The sequence below is a fragment of the Pantoea sp. PA1 genome, assembly GCF_056856975.1.
This window is the reverse complement of record NZ_JBXGEE010000004.1, coordinates 313,011-336,532: the sequence shown is the minus strand read 5'-3', so window position 1 is coordinate 336,532 and position 23,522 is coordinate 313,011. Positions and strand designations below refer to the sequence as shown.

17 protein-coding genes and 3 tRNA genes are annotated in these 23,522 nt (G+C 59.3%); 6 read left to right on the top strand and 14 right to left on the bottom strand.

The features are described from left to right. Positions 1 to 331: 331 nt before the first annotated feature. Entirely contained in the window at positions 332 to 556 is a 225-nt protein-coding gene (locus AC1V0D_RS17135; protein WP_009087002.1) for a YgdI/YgdR family lipoprotein, read from the bottom strand. A 209-nt stretch (positions 557 to 765) separates the two neighbouring features. On the opposite strand from AC1V0D_RS17135, the gene csdA reads away from it, so the two are divergent. Together csdA and csdE are read left to right on the top strand one after the other, a co-directional pair. Beyond that, positions 766 to 1,974, top strand: coding sequence for a cysteine desulfurase CsdA (csdA, locus tag AC1V0D_RS17130; protein ID WP_476639416.1), 1,209 nt, complete (start codon positions 766 to 768; stop codon positions 1,972 to 1,974). 2 nt (positions 1,975 to 1,976) lie between these two features. Beyond that, positions 1,977 to 2,432: a cysteine desulfurase sulfur acceptor subunit CsdE gene (csdE, locus tag AC1V0D_RS17125; RefSeq protein ID WP_046102473.1), complete on the top strand. Its 456-nt coding sequence runs from the start codon at positions 1,977 to 1,979 to the stop codon at positions 2,430 to 2,432. On the opposite strand, the gene tcdA is transcribed toward csdE, so the two are convergent. Together tcdA and mltA are read right to left on the bottom strand one after the other, a co-directional pair. Further along, complete coding sequence (gene tcdA, locus AC1V0D_RS17120; protein WP_046102474.1) at positions 2,411 to 3,223, bottom strand: tRNA cyclic N6-threonylcarbamoyladenosine(37) synthase TcdA; 813 nt, start codon at positions 3,221 to 3,223, stop codon at positions 2,411 to 2,413. The genes csdE and tcdA overlap by 22 nt on opposite strands. A gap of 48 nt (positions 3,224 to 3,271) precedes the next feature. Further along, a complete protein-coding gene (gene mltA / locus AC1V0D_RS17115) occupies positions 3,272 to 4,420 on the bottom strand; it encodes a murein transglycosylase A (RefSeq protein WP_009087006.1) in 1,149 nt (382 codons plus the stop codon). Between the two features lie 203 nt (positions 4,421 to 4,623). On the opposite strand from mltA, the gene AC1V0D_RS17110 reads away from it, so the two are divergent. The 3 genes from AC1V0D_RS17110 (at position 4,624) to AC1V0D_RS17100 (ending at position 4,973) form a co-directional block, all read left to right on the top strand. Beyond that, positions 4,624 to 4,700, top strand: a tRNA-Met gene (locus tag AC1V0D_RS17110). Positions 4,701 to 4,760: 60 nt separating this feature from the next. Further along, positions 4,761 to 4,837: transfer RNA gene (locus tag AC1V0D_RS17105), tRNA-Met, on the top strand. Between the two features lie 59 nt (positions 4,838 to 4,896). Continuing rightward, a tRNA-Met gene (locus AC1V0D_RS17100) sits at positions 4,897 to 4,973 on the top strand. Positions 4,974 to 5,086: 113 nt separating this feature from the next. Here AC1V0D_RS17100 and amiC read toward each other — a convergent pair. Beyond that, positions 5,087 to 6,331 carry an N-acetylmuramoyl-L-alanine amidase AmiC gene (amiC, locus tag AC1V0D_RS17095; RefSeq protein WP_046102475.1) on the bottom strand — a complete coding sequence of 415 codons (1,245 nt, stop codon included), beginning with the start codon at positions 6,329 to 6,331 and terminating at the stop codon, positions 5,087 to 5,089. Positions 6,332 to 6,563: 232 nt separating this feature from the next. Here amiC and argA point away from each other — a divergent pair, with 232 nt between their 5' ends. After that, a complete protein-coding gene (gene argA / locus AC1V0D_RS17090; RefSeq protein WP_009087010.1) occupies positions 6,564 to 7,892 on the top strand; it encodes an amino-acid N-acetyltransferase in 1,329 nt (442 codons plus the stop codon). 52 nt (positions 7,893 to 7,944) lie between these two features. On the opposite strand, the gene recD is transcribed toward argA, so the two are convergent. From recD to lgt, 10 genes are all read right to left on the bottom strand, one after another. Further along, positions 7,945 to 9,786: an exodeoxyribonuclease V subunit alpha gene (recD, locus tag AC1V0D_RS17085; RefSeq protein WP_482907800.1), complete on the bottom strand. Its 1,842-nt coding sequence runs from the start codon at positions 9,784 to 9,786 to the stop codon at positions 7,945 to 7,947. Further along, entirely contained in the window at positions 9,783 to 13,322 is a 3,540-nt protein-coding gene (recB, locus tag AC1V0D_RS17080; protein ID WP_482907799.1) for an exodeoxyribonuclease V subunit beta, read from the bottom strand. The genes recD and recB overlap by 4 nt, the downstream gene beginning before the upstream one ends. After that, on the bottom strand, positions 13,319 to 16,210 hold the full coding sequence (ptrA, locus tag AC1V0D_RS17075; protein ID WP_482907798.1) for a pitrilysin: 2,892 nt from the start codon (positions 16,208 to 16,210) through the stop codon (positions 13,319 to 13,321). The genes recB and ptrA overlap by 4 nt, the downstream gene beginning before the upstream one ends. 108 nt (positions 16,211 to 16,318) lie before the next feature. Beyond that, positions 16,319 to 19,696 (bottom strand): exodeoxyribonuclease V subunit gamma, encoded by a 3,378-nt coding sequence (gene recC / locus AC1V0D_RS17070; protein ID WP_140925011.1) that lies wholly within the window; start codon positions 19,694 to 19,696, stop codon positions 16,319 to 16,321. A gap of 101 nt (positions 19,697 to 19,797) precedes the next feature. Further along, the gene (locus tag AC1V0D_RS17065; RefSeq protein WP_033736452.1) at positions 19,798 to 20,037 is read right to left on the bottom strand and encodes a prepilin-type N-terminal cleavage/methylation domain-containing protein; all 240 of its coding nucleotides are present in this window, start codon (positions 20,035 to 20,037) and stop codon (positions 19,798 to 19,800) included. Positions 20,038 to 20,083: 46 nt separating this feature from the next. Further along, positions 20,084 to 20,488: a DUF2509 family protein gene (locus AC1V0D_RS17060; RefSeq protein WP_150030173.1), complete on the bottom strand. Its 405-nt coding sequence runs from the start codon at positions 20,486 to 20,488 to the stop codon at positions 20,084 to 20,086. Next, positions 20,485 to 21,012, bottom strand: a complete 528-nt coding sequence (locus AC1V0D_RS17055) for a prepilin peptidase-dependent protein (RefSeq protein WP_482907797.1) — start codon at positions 21,010 to 21,012, stop codon at positions 20,485 to 20,487. Before AC1V0D_RS17055 ends, AC1V0D_RS17060 begins: the two co-directional genes overlap by 4 nt. Next, the gene (locus AC1V0D_RS17050) at positions 21,009 to 21,479 is read right to left on the bottom strand and encodes a prepilin-type N-terminal cleavage/methylation domain-containing protein (protein WP_140925007.1); all 471 of its coding nucleotides are present in this window, start codon (positions 21,477 to 21,479) and stop codon (positions 21,009 to 21,011) included. Before AC1V0D_RS17050 ends, AC1V0D_RS17055 begins: the two co-directional genes overlap by 4 nt. Before the next feature lie 189 nt (positions 21,480 to 21,668). Continuing rightward, a complete protein-coding gene (thyA, locus tag AC1V0D_RS17045; protein ID WP_009087035.1) occupies positions 21,669 to 22,463 on the bottom strand; it encodes a thymidylate synthase in 795 nt (264 codons plus the stop codon). Continuing rightward, on the bottom strand, positions 22,460 to 23,341 hold the full coding sequence (gene lgt / locus AC1V0D_RS17040) for a prolipoprotein diacylglyceryl transferase (protein ID WP_009087037.1): 882 nt from the start codon (positions 23,339 to 23,341) through the stop codon (positions 22,460 to 22,462). Before lgt ends, thyA begins: the two co-directional genes overlap by 4 nt. Positions 23,342 to 23,522 lie beyond the last annotated feature (181 nt).

Below are 23,522 nucleotides of genomic sequence, written 5' to 3'. Positions count from 1 at the left end.
TTTTCCGTATCCGGATCGGCGAAAAATACGCGGGCTTATACAAAGCGTTTACGTATTAGAATTTTTAATCCGAGGCATTATAATTTGTCCGTTGAGGAACCACCAGCAAATACCTATAGTTGCCGCACTTCCTGAGCCGGAACGAAAAGTTTTTAGATTTGTGAGTGAGTTCGCAGATTTTCTGAAAGCTTTTGGCTTGTGGTCGTGATGTTGTGTTTGCAATTTTTTGATCCGACGATTGCGGATCGAACTCTTAATTCCTGTAGATTTACCCTGTCTGTCCATAGTGATTTTAAATAGCACCGCAAATTGCGGTGCTTTTTTTTGCTGCTTACTGGCCCATCTCAACCATCTCTTTGACGTCAGTACGGTTAATCTGCTGCTCGTTGCCATTCGCATCTTTATAGCTGATCATACCGGTATCATCATCAACCTTAGGCTTGCCATCAGCAACAATGGTGCGTCCATCATTGGTATGCATCACGTAATTGCTTGAACAGCCCGCCAGGGTAAAAGCCAGAGTACACACGGCCAGCACTGCGGTAAGTTTATTCATCTGCTATCTCCTTGTAGATTGATTGCATCAAACCACCCGCGTTACGCTAACCAGAGGCAGCCGATAAGTGAGATCGACCAGTGAACGTCCGATCGTTATGCGGGTTTGGTTCAAACCTTGCAATATTCAGCATAACGCGCTTTTCCAGCTTTGCCAGACGCCGACCACGCTTTCAGTGTGGTCCTGATTATTCACACTATGGGCCAGGCATGACCGCATTTAATCCCACCGCATTTCGCCAGCAGTTTCCCGCACTCGCCGACGCCGGTGTCTATCTCGACAGCGCAGCGACCACGCTGAAACCCCAGGCTGTTATTGAGAGTACGCAGCAGTTTTACAGCCTGAGTGCAGGCACGGTGCACCGCAGTCAGTTTGCCGCCGCGCAGGCCCTGACCCAGCGATATGAGCAGGCGCGATCGCAGGTTGCCCGCTGGCTTAACGCCGCGGACGATCGTGAGATCGTCTGGACACGCGGCACCACCGAAGCGATCAATCTGGTGGCAAACAGCTGGCTGCGTCCGCGCTTACAGCCCGGCGACGAGATTGTGGTCAGCGAAGCAGAGCATCACGCAAACCTGGTGCCCTGGCTGATGGCCGCCCAGGCCTGCGGTGCGCGCGTGGTGAAATGGCCCTTAGGGCCGGACCGGCTGCCCGATATCGGCCTGCTACCCGCCCTGCTGAACCGCAACACCCGCCTGCTGGCGGTCGGCCAGATGTCGAACGTCACTGGCGGTTGTCCCGATCTCGCCCGGGCGATTCAGCTGGCGCACGATATGGGTGCCAGGGTGATGGTCGATGGCGCGCAGGGGGTGGTGCACTGCCCGCCCGATCTGCAGGCGCTGGATATCGACTTTTACGCCTTTTCCGGCCATAAAATTTACGCGCCAATGGGCATCGGTGCGCTCTATGGCAAAGCTGAACTGCTGGAGGCGATGGAACCCTGGCAGGGCGGCGGCAAGATGATTACCGATGTCGATTTCACGGGCTTTACGCCGCAGCCGGTGCCGTGGCGCTTCGAGGCAGGAACACCGAATGTGGCGGGCGTGGTGGGCTTAAGTGCCGCGCTGAGCTGGCTGTCGCAGTACGACCTGACGCAGATGGAGCGCTGGAGCCAGCAGCTGGCAACGCTGGCCGAGGAGCAGCTGGCGGAGCTGCCGGGTTTCCGCAGCTTCCGCTGTGGCAGTGCCAGCCTGCTGGCCTTTGATCTTGCCGATCAGCATCACAGCGATCTGGTGACGCTGCTGGCCGAACAGGGCATCGCGCTGCGGGCCGGTCAGCACTGTGCGCAGCCGCTACTGGCGGCGCTGGGCGTCAGCGGCACGCTGCGGGCTTCTTTTGCCCCCTATAATAACCTGCAGGATGTTGATGCGCTGGTGCGCGCCATGAAGAGCGCCGTCGCGCTGTTATCGGAGTTTTGATTATGTGTTCATCGCTGTTAGCGCCACACCCGTTTGGCGAGCAGATTACCGTTGCCAGCCTGACAGAGCGTTTCAGCCACTTTCATCAGTGGGAAGATCGCTATCGTCAGCTGATTCAGCTGAGTCGTCAGCTGCCGGCTCTGCCGGAAGCGCTGAAAACCGCGGACATTGAGCTGAGCGGCTGTGAAAACCGGGTCTGGCTGGGCAGCCAGCTGCGTGAGGATGGCGCGCTGCATTTCTACGGTGACAGCGAAGGACGCATCGTACGTGGCCTGCTGGCGGTACTGCTGACCGCTGTTGAGGGCCGGATGCCTGACCAGCTGCTGGCAGACGATCCCCTGACGCTGTTTGATACGCTGGGACTGCGCGCTCAGCTCAGTGCTTCACGCAGCAGCGGCCTGCAGGCGCTGGCCGACGCGGTCCGGCAGGCCGCCCGTCAGGCGCTGACGGCATCCTGACGGGCTGCGCGCGCCAGAAATTTCTTCAGCGCGTGCGAAACGGCGACAAAGCCAAAGCTGGCGGTCACCATGGTGGCCGCACCAAAGCCAGACGAACAGTCCATTCTCTTTGGCCCTTCTGCCGTGGCGCGTGACGCACAGACGCTGCCATCCGCCTGCGGATAGACCAGCGCCTCGGTGGAAAAAACGCAGTCGATGCCCAGTTTTCCTTTGCTGTTTTTCACCACGCCCAGACCTTTCAGTCGCTCACGCAGCTTTGCCGCCAGCGGATCCTGGATGGTCTTCGCCAGATCGGCGACCTGGATCTGGGTAGGATCAATCTGCCCGCCTGCGCCACCGGTGGTGATCAGCGGGATCTTATTGCGGCGACACCAGGCGATCAGCGCCGCTTTAGGCCGCACGCTGTCGATCGCGTCAATCACGTAGTCGAAACCGGCTGCCATCAGTTCAGCGGTATTATCAGGCGTAATAAAGTCATCAATGCAGATCACGTCACAGTCAGGATTGATGGCGCGCAGACGCTCAGCCATCACCTCTGTTTTCGCCTTACCGACGTTGCCCTGCAGCGCATGAAGCTGCCGGTTGGTATTAGTGATGCAGACATCATCCATATCAATCAGGGTAATTTTGCCAATGCCGGTGCGTACCAGCGCCTCTGCGGCCCAGGAGCCGACGCCACCGATACCGATCACGCAGAAGTGAGCGTCAGCAAACCGTTGCAGCGCATCCTGACCATAGAGACGCGCCGTGCCGCCAAAGCGCTGATGCCAGGCGTCGTTTAACACTTTCATAGTTGAACCTGTTACGTCGTGCGGGCCCGCAGGCCCGCAGAGAAGAAATCAGTTAGCGCCCAGAAGCAGTGAACCACTGTTGCCGTTTTGCGGGCTGGAGAACAGCGGCTGACCGGCCCCCGGCGCGGCTTTGAGCACCCAGACGCGTCCGTAGTGATTATAGAAGCCCGCCAGATGCGCCGCGTCCGGGCCGATACCCTGATAGATATCAAAGTGCTGCCCTTTAATCGCACCGCCCACGTCGAGGGCCACCATCAGGCGCATCTCATACTTACCGTTGAATTTGCCCTTCTCATTCAGCTGTGGCACTTCAGCCAGCAGCACCGTGCCTGCCGGAATGATGGAGCGGTCAGAAGCCACAGAGGCTTTCGCTACCAGCGGCACCGCACTGGCACCGCGCACCGGCGTGAAAGGCTCCGCCTTAAAGAAGACGAAAGAGGGGTTTGTCTCCAGCAGCGCACGCACTTCCTGCGGCGAGTGCTCCTGCGCCCACTGACGAATCGCCTGCATCGACATATCTTCGCGCTTCACTTCACCGCGATCGATCAGCTCCTTACCAATGCTGTGATAACCCCAGCCATTTTTACCGGCGTAACCAAAGAAGCTCATCGGGCGACCATCGCCAAAGTCGACGTAGCCACTGCCCTGCACATCCATCATGAAGTTATCAATCAGCGAGTTGCTGTAGGCGATGATGTAGCGGTCATCGAGTGCGCCACTATAGATAGAGGCACGGCTCGGGAGTTTTGCACCACGTTTGCGCGGCGGCATGCGGTAAATCGGATACTGGAATTCACCCTGGCGGGTGTAGCGCGCCTGCACCACCGGCGTATAGTAACCGGTAAACTGCACATTGCCGTAGTTATCCGTGCCCTCCATCTGCCAGGCGTTCAGCCCGTACTGACGAAGCTGCCGGGTGTCGGCGCCCGCCATCAGCCAGCTCTCAATCGCGCTGTAGGTGCCGTTCTGGCGACCATAGAGCGCAGACGAGGCGGACTGAATCTGACGAACCTGCTCGCCAAAGTCCCGGCCATTGACCGGCGCGCCTTTGGCATTGGGCTGATTCACCAGCGCCAGCGGCTGTTCCAGTTTGCCATCTTTATATTGCTGACCGCGATCGGTCGGTTTAGAGCTACAGGCCGCCAGCAGCGTAATCAACGCGCCAGTGAGTGCATACTTCACCCAATGTAATTTCATTCTCTTCTCTTTTTATAACTGTTCGCCCCGCGACGATAGCAAAGCCCCCGGCAGAATGAAATGCATCCGCTTTGACCTCGCGCGGAACAGTTCAATAATTAGCCAGATGGGGGAATCCTTCAGCAACTGGCTGTTAATTTGGCTTTTATCTGCAAAAAGGGGTTGCATCAATCAGCGCGGAGAGTATAGTGCGCTTCCACGGACGCGGGGTGGAGCAGCCTGGTAGCTCGTCGGGCTCATAACCCGAAGGTCGTCGGTTCAAATCCGGCCCCCGCAACCAATACTTCTGTAGCACTCTGGCAGAAGTGACAATGTGAAAAGTCGCAAAGCGCAAGACGGACGCGGGGTGGAGCAGCCTGGTAGCTCGTCGGGCTCATAACCCGAAGGTCGTCGGTTCAAATCCGGCCCCCGCAACCACACTTTTGCAGCGGTTTCACAGACGTCAGAAAATAAAAAGTCGCAAAGCGCATGACGGACGCGGGGTGGAGCAGCCTGGTAGCTCGTCGGGCTCATAACCCGAAGGTCGTCGGTTCAAATCCGGCCCCCGCAACCACTATTTAAACACCTGAAAGGGTGTTTTTTTGTTTCTGCCGTTCCCCTTCTCTTCTGTTTTCTCTCTTTCCACGGCGAAAAGTCTGCGGATAACCGGGGCTACCCGCACGTTAATTAGCGATGCGCCAGCGCGGCCCCGCTCTCTACATAGGCTTTGATGCCGTTCAGAATCGCCTCCGCAACCTGATGCTGATAGCGGGTGGTGCGTAACTTCCGCTCCTCCTCCACGTTACTGATAAACGCCGTTTCCACCAGAATAGAGGGGATATCCGGGGCTTTCAGCACGGCAAATCCCGCCTGATCGACGGTGCGCTTGTGCAGATGGTTGATGCGGCCCATGCGATGCAGCACCTCTTTACCGAACTTCAGGCTGTCATGGATCGTCTGACGCTGCACCATGTCGAACATGGTGTGATCGAGATAGCGGTCCCCGCTTTTGCTGACGCCGCCAATCAGATCGGATTCATTCTGCGTCTGAGCCAGAAAACGGGCCGCGGCGGAGGTTGCCCCGCTGGTGGATAAGGCAAAGACTGACGAACCGCGTGCCGCCCGGCTGGTGAAGGCATCTGCATGGATGGAAACAAAGAGATCGGCGCGCTGTTTGCGGGCTTTAGCAACCCTGACGCGCAGCGGAATAAAGACATCCTCATTGCGCGTCATGTACGCCTTCATGTTGGACTCTTTGTCGATCAGCGCTTTAAGCCGCCGTCCGATCTTCAGCACGATATCCTTTTCACGGGTCTTATATTTGCCGTGTGCGCCCGGATCTTCCCCGCCGTGCCCCGGATCGATCATGATGACAATTGGTCGATCGCGTCCCGCCCTGCCCGGCAGAGGGGCCTGAACCCCGGCGTCTTTCTCCAGCGCGCCCTGATTATAATCTTTCAGCAGGGCCAGCAACGGATCGTCTTCCGCCTGGTTCTGGGTCGGATAGAGATCCACCACCAGCCGGTGATTGATTCCGGCGACCGGGGCCAGATTAAAGATCTTCGGCGAAACGTTGCGCTTTAGTTCGAGAACGACGCGAACCGTGTCGCTGTCGAACTGGCCGACCCGGGCATGTTTAATAAAGGGATCATCGACCCGCACCAGTTTATTGACCCCTTTCAGGACCGGATTAAGGTGCAGGCCCTGAATATCTATGACCAGGCGTTCAGGATTGCTCAGCGCAAACTGCTTATATTTCAGCTCAACGCTGGACTCCAGCGTCATCCGTGAATAGGTCGATGAGGGCCAGATGCGCACGGCCACAATGTGATTTTTTGCCGCCAGCCCGGTGCGGCTGACGCTTAACAGCAGTAAGGCGCCTGTCCCCTGTAAAAATCGTCTGCGTGAAAAATGGGAATTAACGTCTGACATGCCGCTCCAGCTGCTGAGTAATGTCTAAAAAAGCGCCAGTTAATAAAATGGCGGCGAAAACTTTATCCAATCCCCGGAATGATGTCACCCCGGAAAACCTAAATAATGCAGGCTGTTAGCGGCTTTGACACTCAGAAAAACGTAAATTTTCGTCAGGATTAAGGCTTGCAAAATGGCACGCAAAAGCATAAAAATACAAAAAATACGAATAAACATTCATTGAGGGTTGGCCGTGAAGGAACGTAGTACCGAGCTGGTTCAGGGGTTTCGCCATACCGTTCCCTATATCAATGCCCACCGGGGTAAAACCTTTGTCATCATGCTGGGTGGCGAGGCGATTGAGCATGAGAACTTCTCCGGCATCGTCAATGATATCGGCCTGCTTCACAGCCTGGGTATCCGTCTGGTGGTGGTCTATGGTGCCCGTCCGCAGATTGATGCCAGTCTGGCGCAGCAGCAGCTGGAGCCGGTTTATCATAAGTTTACCCGGGTGACCGACGCGCAATCCCTGGAGCTGGTAAAACAGGCGGCCGGCCGGCTGCAGTTAGATATTACGGCCCGCCTCTCGATGAGTCTGAACAACACGCCGCTGCAGGGTGCGCATATCAATGTGGTGAGCGGCAACTTCATCATTTCTCAGCCGCTGGGCGTGGATGATGGCGTGGATTACTGTCACAGCGGCCGCATCCGTCGTATTGATGAGGCGGCGATTCATCGTCAGCTGGATAACGACGCCATTGTGCTGCTTGGCCCGGTGGCGGTTTCCGTGACCGGCGAGAGCTTTAACCTGACCTCCGAAGAGGTCGCTACCCAGCTGGCGATCAAACTTAAAGCGGAAAAAATGATCGGCTTCTGCTCTGAGCAGGGCGTGCTGAACAGCGACGGCGAGATCATTTCTGAACTCTTCCCGAACGATGCGCAGGCCCGCATCGACGAGATTGAAAAGGAGGGTGACTACCTTTCCGGCACGGTGCGCTTCCTGAGGGGGGCGGTGAAAGCCTGCCGCAGCGGAGTCCGCCGCAGCCACCTGATCAGCTATCAGGAAGATGGCGCGCTGTTGCAGGAGCTCTTTTCTCGCGACGGTATCGGTACGCAGATCGTGATGGAGTCGGCAGAACAGATCCGCCGCGCCAACATCAACGACATTGGCGGCATCCTCGAACTGATCCGGCCGCTTGAGCAGCAGGGCATTCTGGTTCGCCGCTCACGCGAGCAGCTGGAGATGGAGATCGATAAATTCACCATCATTCAGCGAGATAACCTGACCATCGCCTGTGCGGCACTCTATCCCTTTATGGATGAGAAGATTGGCGAAATGGCCTGTGTGGCGGTGCATCCGGACTATCGCAGCTCTTCACGTGGTGAGATGCTGTTGCAGCGTGTGGCGCTTCAGGCGCGGCAGATGGGGCTGGAAAAACTGTTCGTGTTAACCACCCGCAGCATCCACTGGTTCCAGGAGCGCGGCTTTACGCCGGTAGATATCGAGTCACTGCCGGAAAGTAAAAAAGAGATGTACAACTATCAGCGGCGCTCAAAAGTGCTGATGGCCGACCTCACCTGATGTTACCCCTCCGGGGGAGAGCGATCATGGATGTGAACTCTCCCCCTCTCTTCTATCCTGCTGCGCTCAGGCGATCGACCAGACCACTGCGTCGCTGCGTCTGCAGCTGCACGGCGCGCTGAAACACACCCGGTTCGCTGTAGATGGTCAGCTGACGCCGCGCGCGCGTAATGGCGGTGTAAACCAGTTCGCGGGTCAGTACCGGCAGAGACTGAGTTGGCATGATCAGCGCAGTGTGGTCAAACTCCGACCCCTGTGATTTATGCACCGTCATGACCCAGGCGGTTTCATGTGAGGGTAAACGGCTCGGCTGAATCGCTTTGATCGTGCCATCCGGCAGCGGGAAAAAGACCCGGAGGTTGCCCTCATCATCACGCAGCGCTATGCCAATGTCGCCGTTAAACAGGCCGAGCGCGCTGTCATTACGGGTGATCATCACCGGCCGCCCGGCATACCAGCGGCTGCCGATGCCAGGACGACGGAGGCGCTGCAGCTGCATCAGCCGCTGTTCGATGCGCTGATTCAGCCCCTGCACGCCAAAGGGGCCGTCTCGCAGTGCACAGAGCAGCTGATAACGGCCAAATGCCGCAATCACCTCTGCGGGTGAGGCCTGCTCCCTGATCAGCTGCAGGAAGGGCTGATAACCGGCGGCGACTTCATCCAGCATCGCCTGATAGGCTTCCGCACTGTCCAGCGGCTGATAGCTGACATCCTCATAGGCCTCAGCAAACACCGCCCTGACCTCCTCCGCGTCACCACGATTAATGGCTTTTGCCAGCAGACCGATGCCGGATGAGGCGTCAAAACGGTAACTTTTCTGCAGCAGGCAGATGCTGTCGCGCACCGTCGGCGCCTGAAGATCGTCACTGCCCTGCAGGGTGCAACCGGTCAGCTGGGCAAGCTGTTCTGCCCGCGCCTGGCTGTAGCCACTTTCGGTACAGCGGCAGATGTCGCCCAATACCGCCCCCGCCTCAACCGAGGCCAGCTGGTCGCGATCGCCCAGAAACACCACGCGGGCATGCGGCGGCAGCGCGGCAATCAGTTTGGCCATCATCGGCAAATCGACCATCGAGGCTTCATCCACCACCAGCACATCAAGATGCAGCCGGTTACCGGCATGATAGCGCAGGCGCTGGGTATCCGGTTGCGCGCCCAGCAGGCGATGCAGGGTCGTGGCTTCAGCAGGAAAACGCTGACGCTCTTCGTCACTCACGGCCAGATCCTGCAGTGCCCTGCCCAGGGATTCGGTCAGCCGCGCGGCAGCTTTGCCGGTCGGGGCCGCCAGCTGGATCCGCAGCGCGCCGGGATGCAGACGAATCAGCGCCGCGAGCAGTTTCGCCACGGTGGTGGTTTTCCCGGTGCCGGGGCCGCCGGAGATCACCGCCGTCTTGCGGGTCAGCGCCACCGCCGCCGCAATCTTCTGCCAGTTTTCCGGCTGGTCACCAAACAGGCTGTTGAGCACCTCACCGGCGGCACGCATATCCAGCGCGGAGGTCATCTCCTGAGCGGCAAAAAAGTCGGCGACCCGGCCTTCGCTGTGCCACAGACGATGCAGGTAGAGACGCTGATTGCTCAGCACCAGGGGCGTCACCCGACTGCCGTCGCTGACCGCCGACCAGTCAGCAAGACGAGCTGACCAGTTATCGGGCGCACCAGCAGCCTGCCATATCGCCTGAGCCAGTGCAGGCTGTCGGCCGGCGAACAGCCGGGCTTCACAGAGGTTGCTCAGAGGTAAACAGACGTGCCCCTCGCCCGCCTCGGCGCTGACGCAGGCCGCCGCGAGCAGCAGCGCAGGCTGGGATTCAGCGGCCACAAGGCGGGCAAACTGAATATCCAGCGGGCGCAGGAGACGTTTGTCGACTGCCTGCAGCAGCAGACTCAGCATGTCACTCATCCTCTCTCTCCGTTCTTACCAAACAGTGCATCCATCTCCTCCACACACTCTGCGGAGGGGCGGGTAGCAAAAATGCCGTTGTCGGGCGAGCTGCCATCCATCCCGCGCAAAAACAGATAAAAGACGCCGCCAAAATCGCGATCGTAGCGGTAATCCGGCAGGCGATGGGTCAGATAGCGATGCAGCGCCAGCGTATAGAGCTGATACTGCAGATCGTAGCGGTGCCCGATCATCGCCTGCGCCATCGCCTCCTGGGTGTAAGCGCTGTGGCTTTCCCCCAGCCAGTTCGACTTGTAGTCGAGCAGATAATATTTTCCCTGCCAGCGGAAGACCAGATCGATAAAGCCCTTCAGCATGCCCCTCACCTGACGAAAATCCAGCGAGGCAGCCTGCTGAGAGAGGCTGTCGTGCCGCCGCAGCAGCGCATCCAGCCCGGCTGCCGTCAGCAGATTATCGATCGGCAGATAGAACGCCATCTCGATCAGCCGTTCGCTGCTTTTGATCGCCGACAGCGTCAGCCCTTCCGCGTTGAGCGGGGTCTCTAACACCCGCGCGATCCACGTCTCCAGCACCGGTAACCAGCTCAGCGGATAGCCATTGTGCTGCAGCTGATCTTCCAGCCAGATGCGCTCCGGCGGTTCAGTAAAGTCGATAGATTCAAACAGGCCGTGCAGAAACGTACCGGGTGCCGCACCGCGCGGAAAATGGTGCGGCGTCAGTGCCGTCTCTTCACCACTCTCCTCTTCGCCCGCCGCGTCAATATCGAAGCTGGGCAATGCGTCCAGCAGCGGCGAACTGTGGTGCTGCTGCAGGCCGGAATAACTGGTGACCCGCCAGACATCCGTTCGCGCCTGAGTAACGACGCGGCTGCTCAGGACGTCGTCGCCCGGCTGCGCATCCTGCCATCGTTCGCCGGGCAGCAGATCTGCCTCGACCAGCGCAATGCCCGTCCCGGTTAATGCCTGCAGAGAACGGCTGAGCTGCTGCGCATCGGCCGCCTCGCCTTTCTGAATCAGATAGCCGAGCGCGCTCTTGTGCAGATCGCTTTCGCCCTCTTTTTTACGCGTGCCTTTGATCAGCGGCGCAATCCCGACGCTGCAGTGATACACCGAGCGGGTCAGCGCCACATAGAGCAGGCGCAGATCCTCTGCCAGACGCTCCTCTTCCGCCAGCGCCAGGCTTTGTGCATCGCCCTGAACGTCCAGCAGAGCCGCAAAACTTTCGCGGTCGTGGTAAAGCGCACTGGCCGCTTCGCGAAATCCGGCAGCAAACGGAAGCCAGACCAGCGGGTATTGCAGCCCTTTCGATTTGTGGATGGTGATAATCTGCACCAGGTGGCGGTCGCTCTCCAGACGCAGCTGCTGGCTGGCGGCCTGGCTGTTCGGGCGGGCAATCTGCTGCGCCAGAAAACGCACCAGCGCGTGCGGGCTCTCCAGCTGCACTGAGGCTTCCTGCAGCAATTCCCCCAGATGCATCAGATCGGTCAGGCGCCGCTCTCCGTTCTCCGACGCCAGCATATTCTCCGCCAGCTGCCGTTTGATCATCACGTCGCGCAGCATCGGTAACACGCCGCGCTGGTGCCACAGCTGCTGCCAGACGGCAAACTGCTCGACCAGCGCATCCCAGTCGCGTTCATTCTGGCTCAGCGTTTCCAGCGTCGCCGCATCAATGCCAAAGATAGAGGTCGCCAGTGCGCTGCGCAGTAAGCGCTCCTGCTCCGGGGCCTGAATCGCCTGCAGCAGCCAGAGTAATTCACGCGCTTCCGGCGTGGTATAGACGCTGTCGCGGCTCGAGAGGTAGACCGAGGGGATCGCCAGCGCATTCAGCGCATCGCGGATTAAGGTGGCTTCATTGCGGCTGCGCACCAGCACCGTGATATCGGAAGCCCGCACCGGCTGCAGCGCCTCCCCTTTTCCTGCAAAGGCGCGCCCCTGCTGTCCGGCCACCAGCCAGCGGCTGATGTCGGCGGCACACTGCTGCGCCATAAACTGCTGATAATCACTGCTGCCGACGCCCTCACCGGGTTGCAGCCAGAAGCGTAACGCCGGTTGCGGCTGCCCATCATAAATCAGTTTCAGTGACTGATTGGGTGCCGCAGGCTGCACCGGCTGAAAAGGGATTGCCGAGAACAGGAACGGTGACTCAAGCTGCGAGAAGAGGCGGTTAACGCTTTCGACCATTTCCGGCGAAGAGCGCCAGTTCGTATCCAGCGTGTAGTGAGCACTGACTTCGTTTCTGGCCCGCAGATAGGTAAAGATATCCGCGCCGCGAAAGGCGTAGATCGCCTGTTTCGGGTCACCGATCAGAAACAGCGCCTGCTCCGGCTGATTCACATAGAGCGTGCGGAAAATACGATATTGCTGCGGGTCGGTATCCTGGAATTCGTCAATCAGGGCGACCGGGAAACGCGCCCGGATGGTTTCAGCGAGCAGAACCCCGCCGGGCTGTTGCAGCGCCTCATCCAGCTTACTGAGCAGATCGTCAAAGCCTAACAGCGCCCGTAACCGCTTCTCGCGCTGAACCGTGGCGCGGACATCGATCAGCGCCTGAGCAATGATCACATCCCGCAGCGACAGCGGCTCTGCCAGAAACTGGTCGATGGCCTCAAACAGGGCGTGACGTGGTACTTCACCCTTTTTGGTTTTCTCCTCCAGCACCTGCTGGCCAAACCGCTCCAGCTCCTTCGGCAGCTGATAATCCAGCGTCTCACTGCTGGCCCACTGGGTGACTCTGGCGACCCAGTTGGGCAGATGTTTACTGCTGTAGCTGCGCTTATCCACGCCTGAGGCGCTGATGATGCCTTCAACGTCGCGACTCAGCGCCTGCCACTGCTGTTTGATGGCGTTGATGCGCGCCAGATTGCGGGCATGGCGGGAGGCCAGCGTCTCATCGGCCGCGGGCGGTCGTTTCAGTCCTGGCGTTTCCCCCTGAAGCCAGGGACGCAGCGTGGTCAGCAGGCTGTCCGGCCCGCTCCACTCCGCGGCGATAATCCGCGCCACATCCAGCGACAGCGGATAGCACTGGCGACGCCAGAAGTCGGCGGCGGACTGCTTCAGCAGCGCCTGCTCATCTTCGATCAGCTCCTGCTCAAACAGCATGCCCGACTCAAACGCATTCAGATTGAGCATCCGCTGACAGAAACCGTGGATGGTAAAGATGGCGGCTTCATCCATCTGCCTTTCGGCGGCCAGTAGCTGCGCCGCGGCCTGACTCAGATCCGGCATCTGCTCCAGTAATCGCTGATGCATCGGATTGCTGCTTTTGCCGCGGATACAGGCCAGACGCAGCTGGTGGATGTTCTCGCGGATACGGCCGCGCAGCTCGGCGGTGGCGGCCTCGGTAAAGGTCACCACCAGAATCTCTTCAACCGAGAGCGGCCGGCTGTAGGCGTTTTCTTCGCCCAGCCCCAGCAGCAGGCGCAGATAGAGCAGGCCAATGGTAAAGGTTTTTCCGGTGCCGGCAGACGCCTCAATCAGCCGCTCACCCCTGAGCGGCAGCGTTAAAGGATTCAGCGATACGGGGGGTAACTGCGTCATTGGGTCTCACTCTTTACCGGCAGCGACTGCTGCAACTGCGCCACTTCATCCCAGGTTTTCCAGCCAGGCTGCCGGGCATAGTCAATTTTGCCATTGTTACTGCCCGCAATCTGCGAGGTCATGACCATGCCATTATGTTCGATAACCGCCTTGCGGAAAAAGTCTGCCACGCTGGCCGGGGTAAGCAGCTGTACCTGCTCTATCACTTTCTGCCGGGTATCAAACGTCTCATTCTGACGATCGAAGTCACGGCTGTAACGATCGGCTTCTTCATCCAGCGTCTGGGGACGCTGCTGCAGGTCATTGATCATCGCCTGCTGATACTGTGCAAAATCGGCCTGGCTCATGTTGCGCAGACGTTTTTCCGCCTCGGGATAGAACGCCTGGTAACGCTGCAGCAGCCAGTCAGGTTGCCGGCTGTTACTCTGCAGCAGGAAGCCAACGCCCCACTGTCGGCCGACCGGCATCTGGAAGGCAAACACCGCATAGCCGAGCTGCTCTTTTGTGCGCAGCTGATTGTAGAACCACGGCTGCACGATCTGGCTCAGCATGGAGCTGTTGGCCATGCTCTGATATTCGCTGTAGCCCAGCGGAATATAGAGCGCGGCAAGCGCCGAGTCGGTACTGCTGCCCGGCTGCTGCAGATTGGCCTTCAGCGGTTTATCGAACGAGACATACTGACTCTGCCAGTCGCGGGTCGCGTGACTCTGCATCTGCTGTTTCAGTTCATGTCCCAGCTGCGTCACGCTGTCTGCACTGAGGTTGCCGATCACCAGCATCTCTGGCGTCGCATCGCGGAACAGCGCATCGCGGTAAGCTGTCACCTCATCAAGCGTGATCGTGCTGACCAGTCTGCGGCGCGTCTCGCGCTGGGTATAAGGCAGCTGAGAGAGCATCTGCATCGGCTGAATCGCCTGTTCAAACGCCTTGCCCTTTTCCGCCGCCTCCAGCCGTTCCAGATACCAGGATTTTGCCTGCGCCAGTTGCTGCTCTGTCGGCTGGAAGTGGGCATACCCTTCGACCAGTTTCTTCAGCAGCACCGGCAGGCGCTGCGTGAAGCCGCTGGCATTGAACACCAGACCTTCATCTTCACCGGTTGAAAAGCTGATGCCGCCCACCGAAGCCTGCGAATTAAGCTCGTCCAGCGCCAGGCTGGAAAGGTAGTCGTTCAGGCCGAACAGCACCTGCTGACGTGCATCGCTGATAGCGTGCCTGTTGCGTAAGGCCAGGGTGATCGCCGCCTTTGGCTCGCGGGCATAATAGCGGCTGGGCATCCAGTAAATGCGCATGCCGTCGTCGTTAGCCAGTCTGACCGGATGCTGCCAGGTTTTACCGTCAGCGGGCAGCAGCGTGAAGTCGTCCGGAATATAGGGGTTCAGCGCAGGCATTGCCAGCGCGATCTGACTGGCGCGCTGCTGCCAGTCAGCAAAGGTCTGCGGCGTGATTTTCTCTGCCTGATAAGGCGCATCCACAAAGTAGGCTTTTTTGTTGTGCGGCTCCTGCGGGCTGATGTACCAGATACGCGCACGTTGCGGCGTCATCTCCTGCAGGCGGGCAGCGATCGCGGCGGCATCGTACTGATCGGCCAGGTAAGGCGCATCCAGCGTGTGTTCCACCGGCACCCGCAGCATGGTGTCGGCCAGCCACTCAATGTAATCCATATCGCGGGTGATAGAGGGATAGCGGAAGTCGAGCGCCAGTACGTGAGAGACCTCATCGAAATAGCGCTTATCGTCGCCCTGCTGACGCAGCAGATTGATGTAGCTGAATACCGCCGCCACCACTTCATCACGCTGCGCCAGGCCTTTATCCGTCAGGGAGACCGTAATGGCAAACACGCCGCTGTTACGTTCGGTCATCGGGTCGGCGCCGGCATTGACACCGTCCGCCAGCCCCTGCTTCTGCAGCCAGTCGGTCAGCGTATTTTTGCTGCGGTTACTGATTAAGTAGCTGATCAGCGTGTCCGTTTTACTGCGAAAACGATCGCTGTTGTTCCCGATGCGAAATTCAATTTTGAGCTGCTTGCGCGGCTGGGCGGGCACATAGTGAATGATGATGCCCTGCTGCGCATCGGTGACCACCGGCACGTTAATCTCCGGCACGCTGGCATGGTGATTTTTGATGCGGCCAAAGGTTCTGGCCGCAATCGACGCCATCTCCGGCAGCGGTTTGTTGCTGTAGATGACCGCCTTCATCAGGTTGGCGGAGTAATGCGTGTGGTAGAAGTCCAGCAGCGCCTGGTGCAGTTTACTGCCCGGCTTATCTTTCAGGGTCTCTAAATTACCGCCAGAAAAACGCGACGCCGGGTGTGCCGGGTTCAGGGTTTCGGCGCCGACCTGAGCCATGCGCAGGCCATCACGCGCGCGCGCCATGGTCAGCTCGGCATTGACGGCGTGACGCTCGCGGTCAGCGTTGACCGGATCCAGCAGCGGTGCCGCCACGGCATCCGCCAGGCGGTCGACCGCCGGTTCCAGCGCCGCATTTTCCACTTCCAGATAAAAGGCGGTGCGATAAGAGGCGGTGCTGGCATTGTGACTGCCGCCATGCTTTTTCAGGAACTCGGCCAGGTTGTCCGGCTGCGGGTAGCGCTTTGAGCCCATCAGCACCATATGTTCGAGGTAGTGAGCCAGTCCCGCCTGCTGATCGGGATCGTCCAGCGATCCAATCGGCAGCGTCAGCGCCGCCAGCGATTTCGGTGCCACCGGATCGGACACCAGCAATACCGTCAGTCCGTTATCGAGACGGATGGCCTGATAGTTTCGGGGGTCCTGGTCACTTTTGCGAATGGTGTCCTTAACTGGCTGCCAGCCTGCAGATGTCTGCGCCAGGGCGGTGCAAGCCACCAGGCTCAACAGTAGTGCCGCTATCCAGCGTGCGTGTAGCCGCATGTAAACCCCTCTTGTTTCCCGATAAGCCGCCAATTACTGACGCGGCGGCTCAAAGCCAGGCAAAAATTTCTGTGTGTGTAGTCAGTCTGCAAAATGCGCTCTGACCTGCTATTCATCATCCTGATGTGCGGCCAGCACCGGCAAATACCAGCGCTGCGCCGCCTCAGTGATCTGCTGAAGTTGCGCCTCATCCAGCACGCGGCAGAGCCGCTGCAGATAGGGGTCGCTGCCCTCTCCCTCCACCTGGTAGCTGCCTGACCAGGCCGTCAGCAGGCGATTGCGCGCCTTCAGCTGCGTGGCCTCATCCGTGAGTAACTGCTGGCTCTTTTTGTCGTAGCTGGCGGTCAGCCACGCACCGCCACTTTTGCTGAGCAACATCAGCGGCTGACGCAACCCGTCGAGGTAACCGGCGATATAGTCATTCAGGGCGGCCATCGCCTCTGACTGCGGCACGGCAGGAAAACACCAGCGGCTCTGCTGGCGGCCATACATACGGCTGCTGCCGGTGCCGCCCAGCGCGCAGTAAATCAGATGCTCCAGCCAGAGCAGCAGGCCATCGTTCATGTTGAGGACGCCAGGCCGCCAGCGCAGGAGCCCGTCGCTCTGCACCTGCGTCAGCCAGCCGGTTAAGCTGACCTGCTCCAGTTGCAGATTCACTTCCCAGCTCTCGCCGTCGCTGCGCTGGTTCACCACTTCCGCCGCCACTTCCTGCATCTCATCACGCTGCGCCTGCCAGAAAAGTTCGCCAAATGCGCCGTAGGGCAGATTACCGGCGGCACGATGGTGCGCATAGAGCCGCTGGGTATCCTCACCTTCGACCAGGGCATTCAGCAACTGGGCATTGATCTGATAACGCTCCAGGTTGTCGAGCGCAAAAGGTTCGCTGTCGGGCAGCTCATCCTCCTCCAGCCAGAAGCTCACGCCGAGACGCTGGTGGAACCAGGCGCGAACCGGGTGCCGCCAGAAACGCAGAAAGGCCTCTAAGGTGAGTGCATCGATGTCCGGGGCCGTCAGCGGCTGGACAAATTCGGGTTGCGGCTGCCCCGCGCCCTGGGCGGCAGGCAGCCACTCGCGGGCGAAGCTCTGCAGTCTGGCGGCAGGCTGGAAGTTCTCAGCGGCAAACGGCATCCTGCTGTTGAGGTGCTGCAGATGCGCCCGCACCCGTCCGGCACTCTCATCCAGCTCCAGATGACCATCCCCCTCCAGGTAAAAACTCTGTCCGATGTAATCCAGCAGTTCTGTGACCAGCACCGAGGGATAGCGTTCCGTATTATCCTGAATCGCCCGGCCGATATAGCTGATGTAGAGCTGCTGCTGAGCGGAGAGCATCGCCTCAAGAAACAGGTAACGGTCATCATCACGGCGGCTGCGGTCGCCTTTACGGGACTGCTGCTGCATCAGATCAAAGCCTAACGGCGCAAGCGTGCGCGGATAGACGCCGTCGTTCATCCCCAGCAGACAGACCAGCTGGAACGGTATTGAACGCATCGGCATCAGGGTACAAAAGTTGATCTGCCCGGCCAGAAAGCGCTGGCTGATGCGCTGCTGATCGAGCCGGCTGCGCAGGTCGTCGCGCAGCAGCGCCACCGGGATCGCCTCCTCAAACCGCGCATCCATTCCGTACTGAATCAGTTGCTGCCACTGCTCTTCCACCAGCAGTAAAGCGGCCTCGGTTTCCGCGTCAGGCGTGAAGAAGGCGTTCAGCAGTTCCCGGCACATCGGCAGCCACTCCGCCAGCGGGCGGGGTTCCGCCAGCCGCTCACGCCAGTGATTCAGCCGCGCGAGCAGCTCAGCCAGATGGCCCGCCAGCTCACCCACCAGGCCACTCGACTCGTCATAAGGCAGAATCCCCTCCCAGTCGCCGTTGTGGCTCTCCATCGCATAACCCAGCAGCATACGCTGCAGGCCAAAGCGCCAGGTGTGCTGGCCGGTAATCGGCAGTGAGAGGGCTTCAACGCTGGCATCATCCAGCCCCCAGCGAACGCCTGACTCGCTGACCCAGCGCCGCAGCAAACGCAGGCCGCTTTCATCAATGGCGAAGTGGGACGCCAGCGCCGGCACATCCAGCAGCGCCAGCACATCTTCTGAGACAAAACGGCTGTCCGGCAGCGCCAGCAGATGCAGAAACGCCACGATGGCCGGATGCGCCTGACTGGCCCGCCGGTCTGAAATCGCAAAAGGCAGATAGCGATCGGCGGGCGCATTGGCGAACACGGCCTGAATGAACGGTGCATAAGCGTCGATGTCGGCCACCATCACAATAATGTCGCGTGCTTTCAGCGTCGGATCAGCCTCCATCATCGCCAGCAGATGATCCTGCAGCACCTCAACTTCGCGCTGCGCACTGTGGCAGACCTGCACCACGATCGAACGATCCGCCGGATCGAGGAGGCGCTTGCGATCGCTGTGCGCCAGTTCCGCCGCGTTCAGCCCGATGATGGCACTGTCCTGCAGATTGAGAAGATCGTACTGCATGCAGTGCAGCAGGTTGTCCGGCTCAACATCCACAAAGGCATCGATGTCGTCGCTGGCATCCATCTGGCTGAGCAGAAAGAGGTTGTCACGCCCCAGCTTGCCCCAGGAGGCCAGCAGCGGATTCGTCAGTTGCTGTTCACCGGCTTCGTTAAACAGCTGCGGCGCCTGCTCTGCGTCCCGGAACAGCCCACGCGCCGCCTCAGCGTCATGGCGGCGGCGCTGACGGCTTTGCAGCTTCGCCAGGAAGGCATAGTCCTGAATGTCGCCCCAGTAGTCGCGGCAGGGATTGGTAAACAGCAGGTGAATGTCGATGTGACGTCCCAGCGCCTGCAGCGCCTGCAGATAGATGGGCGGCAGTGCGGAGATACCACAGATAAAGACCCGCCTGGGCAGGTTTTCCGGCGTGCTCTTCGCCTGCTCCAGCGTGCGGATGAATCGCGCATAGAGATTCGCGCGGTGCCATTCCGGCTGTCGCAGCGTGCGGGTGTAGCTCACCAGATCGCGCCACAGGGCGGCCTGCCAGCGCTGCGCTTCGCCCAGCCCGTCGATACTTTCGCCGCGCTCCCAGCTGTTGAGCCAGTCAGCGCGATAGACCAGATACTGGTCAAACAGATCCGCCACACGGGAGCTGAGCTGAAACAGTTTGCGCTTGTCGCCGTCGTCATGGAGATAGTGACGTAAGGAGGTAAACTCCTCCTGCTCCAGCATCACCGGCAGCCGGTGCATCAGCTTCCAGCTCATGCTGGCCTTGCTGAAGGCACTCTCTACCGGGATGTCGGGCAGCACGCGCACGAACATCTCCCAGATGAAACTGGCGGGCAGCGGAAATTCGATGTTGGCTGCAATGCCAAAGGTCTGCGCCAGCTCCATCTGCAGCCATTGCGCCATACCCGGACTCTGCACCAGTATCATTTCTGACGCGAAAGGGTCATCCAGAGGATCATGTTTAATCACCGCAGCCGCGAGAATCTTCAGCACATCGAGCTGATTTGAGTGATAGACGTGAAACATGACAACTCCTGTGGTAACTCAGAACATGACTGCGGTATTGCGGCCCTGTCACTTTACCGCGTATCGCTGTTGAAACCCATCAAAAGGGCGTCCCGCAGGCGTTAACATCGCAGTCGGCTCAGGGAGGCATGACGCCCGAAGGGACCGGTGACGTCGGCCCGTTCCAGCATGCAGCCCGCGGGCCCCGGCTGCTGTTGCAGCGTGGATTGCCAGCCCGCAACCTCATGCCCCGCCAGGCGCTGTTCAGCGACGTACCAGGCCTCCTGCTGCGCCCACTGCTGACTGAATCCCCGCGCCAGAGCGCGATGATAGTGCAACAGCGTGCTGCTGCTTAATGCCATTAACAACAGAGCAAATAACACCTCTGGCAGTGAGAAGCCTGCGCCTTTACAGACAGGCGGCGGGAGGTGTGAGCGGGCAGTAGTCAATCCAGCCGTGCGGCAACGCGCGGATCTGATTGTCCCGTAACCGGACCCACTGCCAGACCGCCATGCCACTGCCGCTGGCTTCTCCTTTAAGCAGACCTTCATCTTTTTTACTCCGTTGCAGGCAGCTGACCCAGCCCTGACGCACCTCCTGCTGACAGCCTGAATCCGCATGCGCTGACCAGCTCAGCGTTAAGCCCCATTGCAGCGCAGACTGCGCCCGCCAGAAATCCTGGATAAACTGCTGTTCATCCGCCAGCACGCGTATACCCTGCTCTGACAGCCTGCGGCTGGCGTGCAGCGCCACGCTGCCCATCACCATGATCATCAGAACCATGCCCAGCGCGCTGCTGCCTCGCTGCTTCACAGGTTCTCTCCTTCTACCCAGCGCTCTGTCATTTCGTGCCAGCGTCCGGCCCGCCCCTGGAGCGTGATCCTGATCTGTTCGCCCTGCCGGCTGACGCTGAACTGCTCCACGCGCATAAACGCGGGGTCGGAGAGCCGCTCCCAGCCCGCAGCGTGACACTGGTCCACACCCCGCTGCATCTCCAGTTGCTGCTGTCGCAGGCGATAGCCGTAATAGTCACTTTCGGCATGGTCGACCCCTTCCCACTTTCCATTGCTGTTTTCATCCCAGCGCAGCAGCAGGCAGTTCTCCTGCAGAGTGAGTGCGCCACTGCCGCACTCGCCGTGACAGTAACCGGCACGCCGCACCGCCTTTTCCAGGGTTGCCATCATCTGCTGTAACTCCTGACGCAGCTGTGCCCGCTGCAGCATCCCAGCGTTCTCTGTCAGCAGCCGCGGCAGAAAGCGCCCGGCACTCAGCATCACGACCGCGCTGATGGCCAGGGCGACCAGCATCTCCGGCAGGCTGAATCCGGCGACTTTCAACGGCAGTTCTCCTCATCGTTCAGGCAAAGACGGATACGGGCTCTGGCGGAGATAATCAGCCAGATGCGCCCGGCAGCATTGCCCAGCTCAATGCTGCCCGCCCTGGCAACATTACGACGACCATAGAAGCCCGGTTCACCACGCAGCCTGTACAGCGTTACCCCGGCATGGGGAGCGATGAAATGGAGCCGTTTTCCGCCGTCACAACCGGCCGCAGGCAGGCGGCCTGCCCCGATGCACCAGGGGATGCCCGGCTGCGACCACAGGATCAGGTCACGGTTTTGCCGGTTGGCCTGCGCACGCAGCCGCAACAGGAAGCCCTGCAGTTGCTGTGCGCTGTCGCGCAGTTGCTGCCGCTGTTGCCAGCGCTGCCAGCCATGCAGTGCGGCAAGGCTCAGCATGCCGGCAATCACCATCACCAGCAGCAGCTCCGGCAGGGTAAAACCCCGAACGTTTGCACTTTTCATGGCATCAGACTGGCGGGAATGAGCGGGTGAGACAAGCCGCAGCGTCACGGGCTGGAGAGGCTGTCGCAGAGAACCGGCGTGACAGACAGGCAATCTCAGGAAGCGTGCGCGCGATGCCGCAGATGTTCCGGACAACAGGTAAAAAAAAAGCCCCGGCGGAGTGCGCCAGGGCTTGATGTTTATCGCGGGTCAGATGGCGACGGGGGCTTTGATCGCAGGATGCGGATCGTAGCCTTCAATCTCAAAATCGTCGAACTGATAGTCAAACAGTGACGCCGGTTTGCGTTTGATAACAAGCTTCGGCAGCGGACGCGGTTCACGGGTCAGCTGCAGACGCGCCTGCTCCAGATGATTGCTGTAGAGGTGCGTGTCACCGCCGGTCCAGACGAAGTCACCCACCTCCAGATCGCACTGCTGCGCCACCATATGCACCAGCAGCGCATAGCTGGCGATATTAAACGGCAGGCCCAGGAAGATGTCGCACGAGCGCTGATAGAGCTGGCAGGAGAGCTTGCCGTTCGCCACATAGAACTGGAAGAAAGCATGGCAGGGTGCCAGCGCCATCTGGCTCAGTTCGCCGACGTTCCAGGCTGAAACGATGATCCGGCGTGAGTCGGGATCGCGCTTCAGCTGCTCCATCACCTGGCTTAACTGGTCAATTTCCTGACCGCTGGCCGTACCCCAGCTGCGCCACTGTTTGCCATACACCGGGCCGAGATCGCCCTGCTCATCGGCCCACTCATCCCAGATGGAAACCTTGTTATCTTTCAGATAACCGATGTTGGTGTCCCCTTTCAGGAACCACAGCAGCTCATGAATGATCGAGCGGATGTGGCATTTCTTGGTGGTGACCAGCGGAAAACCATCCTGCAGATTGAAACGCATCTGGTGACCAAAAATTGAAAGCGTACCGGTGCCGGTACGGTCAGCTTTTGGCGTGCCTTCGTTCAGCACATGCTGCATCAAATCCAGATACTGTTTCATTTTTCCTCGCGAAATTGTGGCTGCGGGCGACGACGATACGCCCAGATCATCATAATTATACCGGCAATAATCATCGGCACAGAGAGGATCTGTCCCATACTGATACCGCCTTCAAACAGGCCCAGCTGAGCATCCGGCTGGCGGAAGAACTCAACGATAATGCGGAATGCGCCATAGCCGATCAGGAACAGGCCAGACACGCTGCCCATCGGACGGGGCTTACGGATAAACAGGTTCAGGATGATGAACAGCACTACGCCTTCCAGCGCCAGCTCATACAGCTGCGACGCATGACGTGGCAGCACGCCGTAGGTGTTGAGCAGCGCCTGATATTGCGGATTGGTGGCGGCCAGTGCCACATCTTCGCTGCGGGAGCCGGGGAACAGCATCGCATAGCGGAAGTTCGGATCGACACGACCCCAGAGTTCGCCGTTGATGAAGTTACCGAGACGCCCGGCACCCAGACCAAACGGGATCAGCGGTGCAATAAAGTCGGAGACCTGGAAGAAATTACGTTTAGTCCGGCGGGCAAAAATCAGCATCACCACAATCACCCCGATCAGGCCACCGTGGAATGACATGCCGCCATCCCAGACTTTGAACAGATAGAGGGGATTTTCCAGGAAAAGCGGCAGGTTGTAGAACAGCACATATCCAATGCGTCCACCCAGGAAGACGCCCAGGAAACCCGCGTAAAGCAGGTTCTCAACTTCCTCTTTTTTCCAGCCGCTGCCAGGTTTGTTAGCACGGCGTACCGCCAGCCACATGGCGAAAACAAAGCCCACCAGATACATCAGACCGTACCAGTGAAGCGAAACCGGTCCAATCGAGAAGATCACCGGATCGAACTGCGGAAATGCAATATAGCCGTTATTCATCTTTCACCGTCTATTTTTCTACCCTGAAAAGGGGCGTTGTCAGGCACATAAATTAAGGCTGCGCATCATAGCACAGCCGGTTTTTTGAATTGTCGTGCAAATGTAAACACGAATAACGCGCAGAGGCAGAACGTGAAGAGCGTGAGCACCCGTCCGGGACAGGACGAAAATTCAGTCTGTC

Bases quoted from the DNA above. Each gene is read 5' to 3' on its own strand.
- thyA (WP_009087035.1), bottom strand. From the start codon at position 22,463: ATGAAACAGTATCTGGATTTGATGCAGCATGTGCTGAACGAAGGCACG.
- mltA (WP_009087006.1), bottom strand. From the start codon at position 4,420: ATGAAATTACATTGGGTGAAGTATGCACTCACTGGCGCGTTGATTACG.
- tcdA (WP_046102474.1), bottom strand. From the start codon at position 3,223: ATGAAAGTGTTAAACGACGCCTGGCATCAGCGCTTTGGCGGCACGGCG.
- csdA (WP_476639416.1), top strand. From the start codon at position 766: ATGACCGCATTTAATCCCACCGCATTTCGCCAGCAGTTTCCCGCACTC.
- recD (WP_482907800.1), bottom strand. From the start codon at position 9,786: ATGAGTGACATGCTGAGTCTGCTGCTGCAGGCAGTCGACAAACGTCTC.
- recB (WP_482907799.1), bottom strand. From the start codon at position 13,322: ATGACGCAGTTACCCCCCGTATCGCTGAATCCTTTAACGCTGCCGCTC.
- AC1V0D_RS17065 (WP_033736452.1), bottom strand. From the start codon at position 20,037: ATGGCATTAAGCAGCAGCACGCTGTTGCACTATCATCGCGCTCTGGCG.
- AC1V0D_RS17050 (WP_140925007.1), bottom strand. From the start codon at position 21,479: ATGAAAAGTGCAAACGTTCGGGGTTTTACCCTGCCGGAGCTGCTGCTG.
- ptrA (WP_482907798.1), bottom strand. From the start codon at position 16,210: ATGCGGCTACACGCACGCTGGATAGCGGCACTACTGTTGAGCCTGGTG.
- csdE (WP_046102473.1), top strand. From the start codon at position 1,977: ATGTGTTCATCGCTGTTAGCGCCACACCCGTTTGGCGAGCAGATTACC.
- lgt (WP_009087037.1), bottom strand. From the start codon at position 23,341: ATGAATAACGGCTATATTGCATTTCCGCAGTTCGATCCGGTGATCTTC.
- recC (WP_140925011.1), bottom strand. From the start codon at position 19,696: ATGTTTCACGTCTATCACTCAAATCAGCTCGATGTGCTGAAGATTCTC.
- amiC (WP_046102475.1), bottom strand. From the start codon at position 6,331: ATGTCAGACGTTAATTCCCATTTTTCACGCAGACGATTTTTACAGGGG.
- AC1V0D_RS17135 (WP_009087002.1), bottom strand. From the start codon at position 556: ATGAATAAACTTACCGCAGTGCTGGCCGTGTGTACTCTGGCTTTTACC.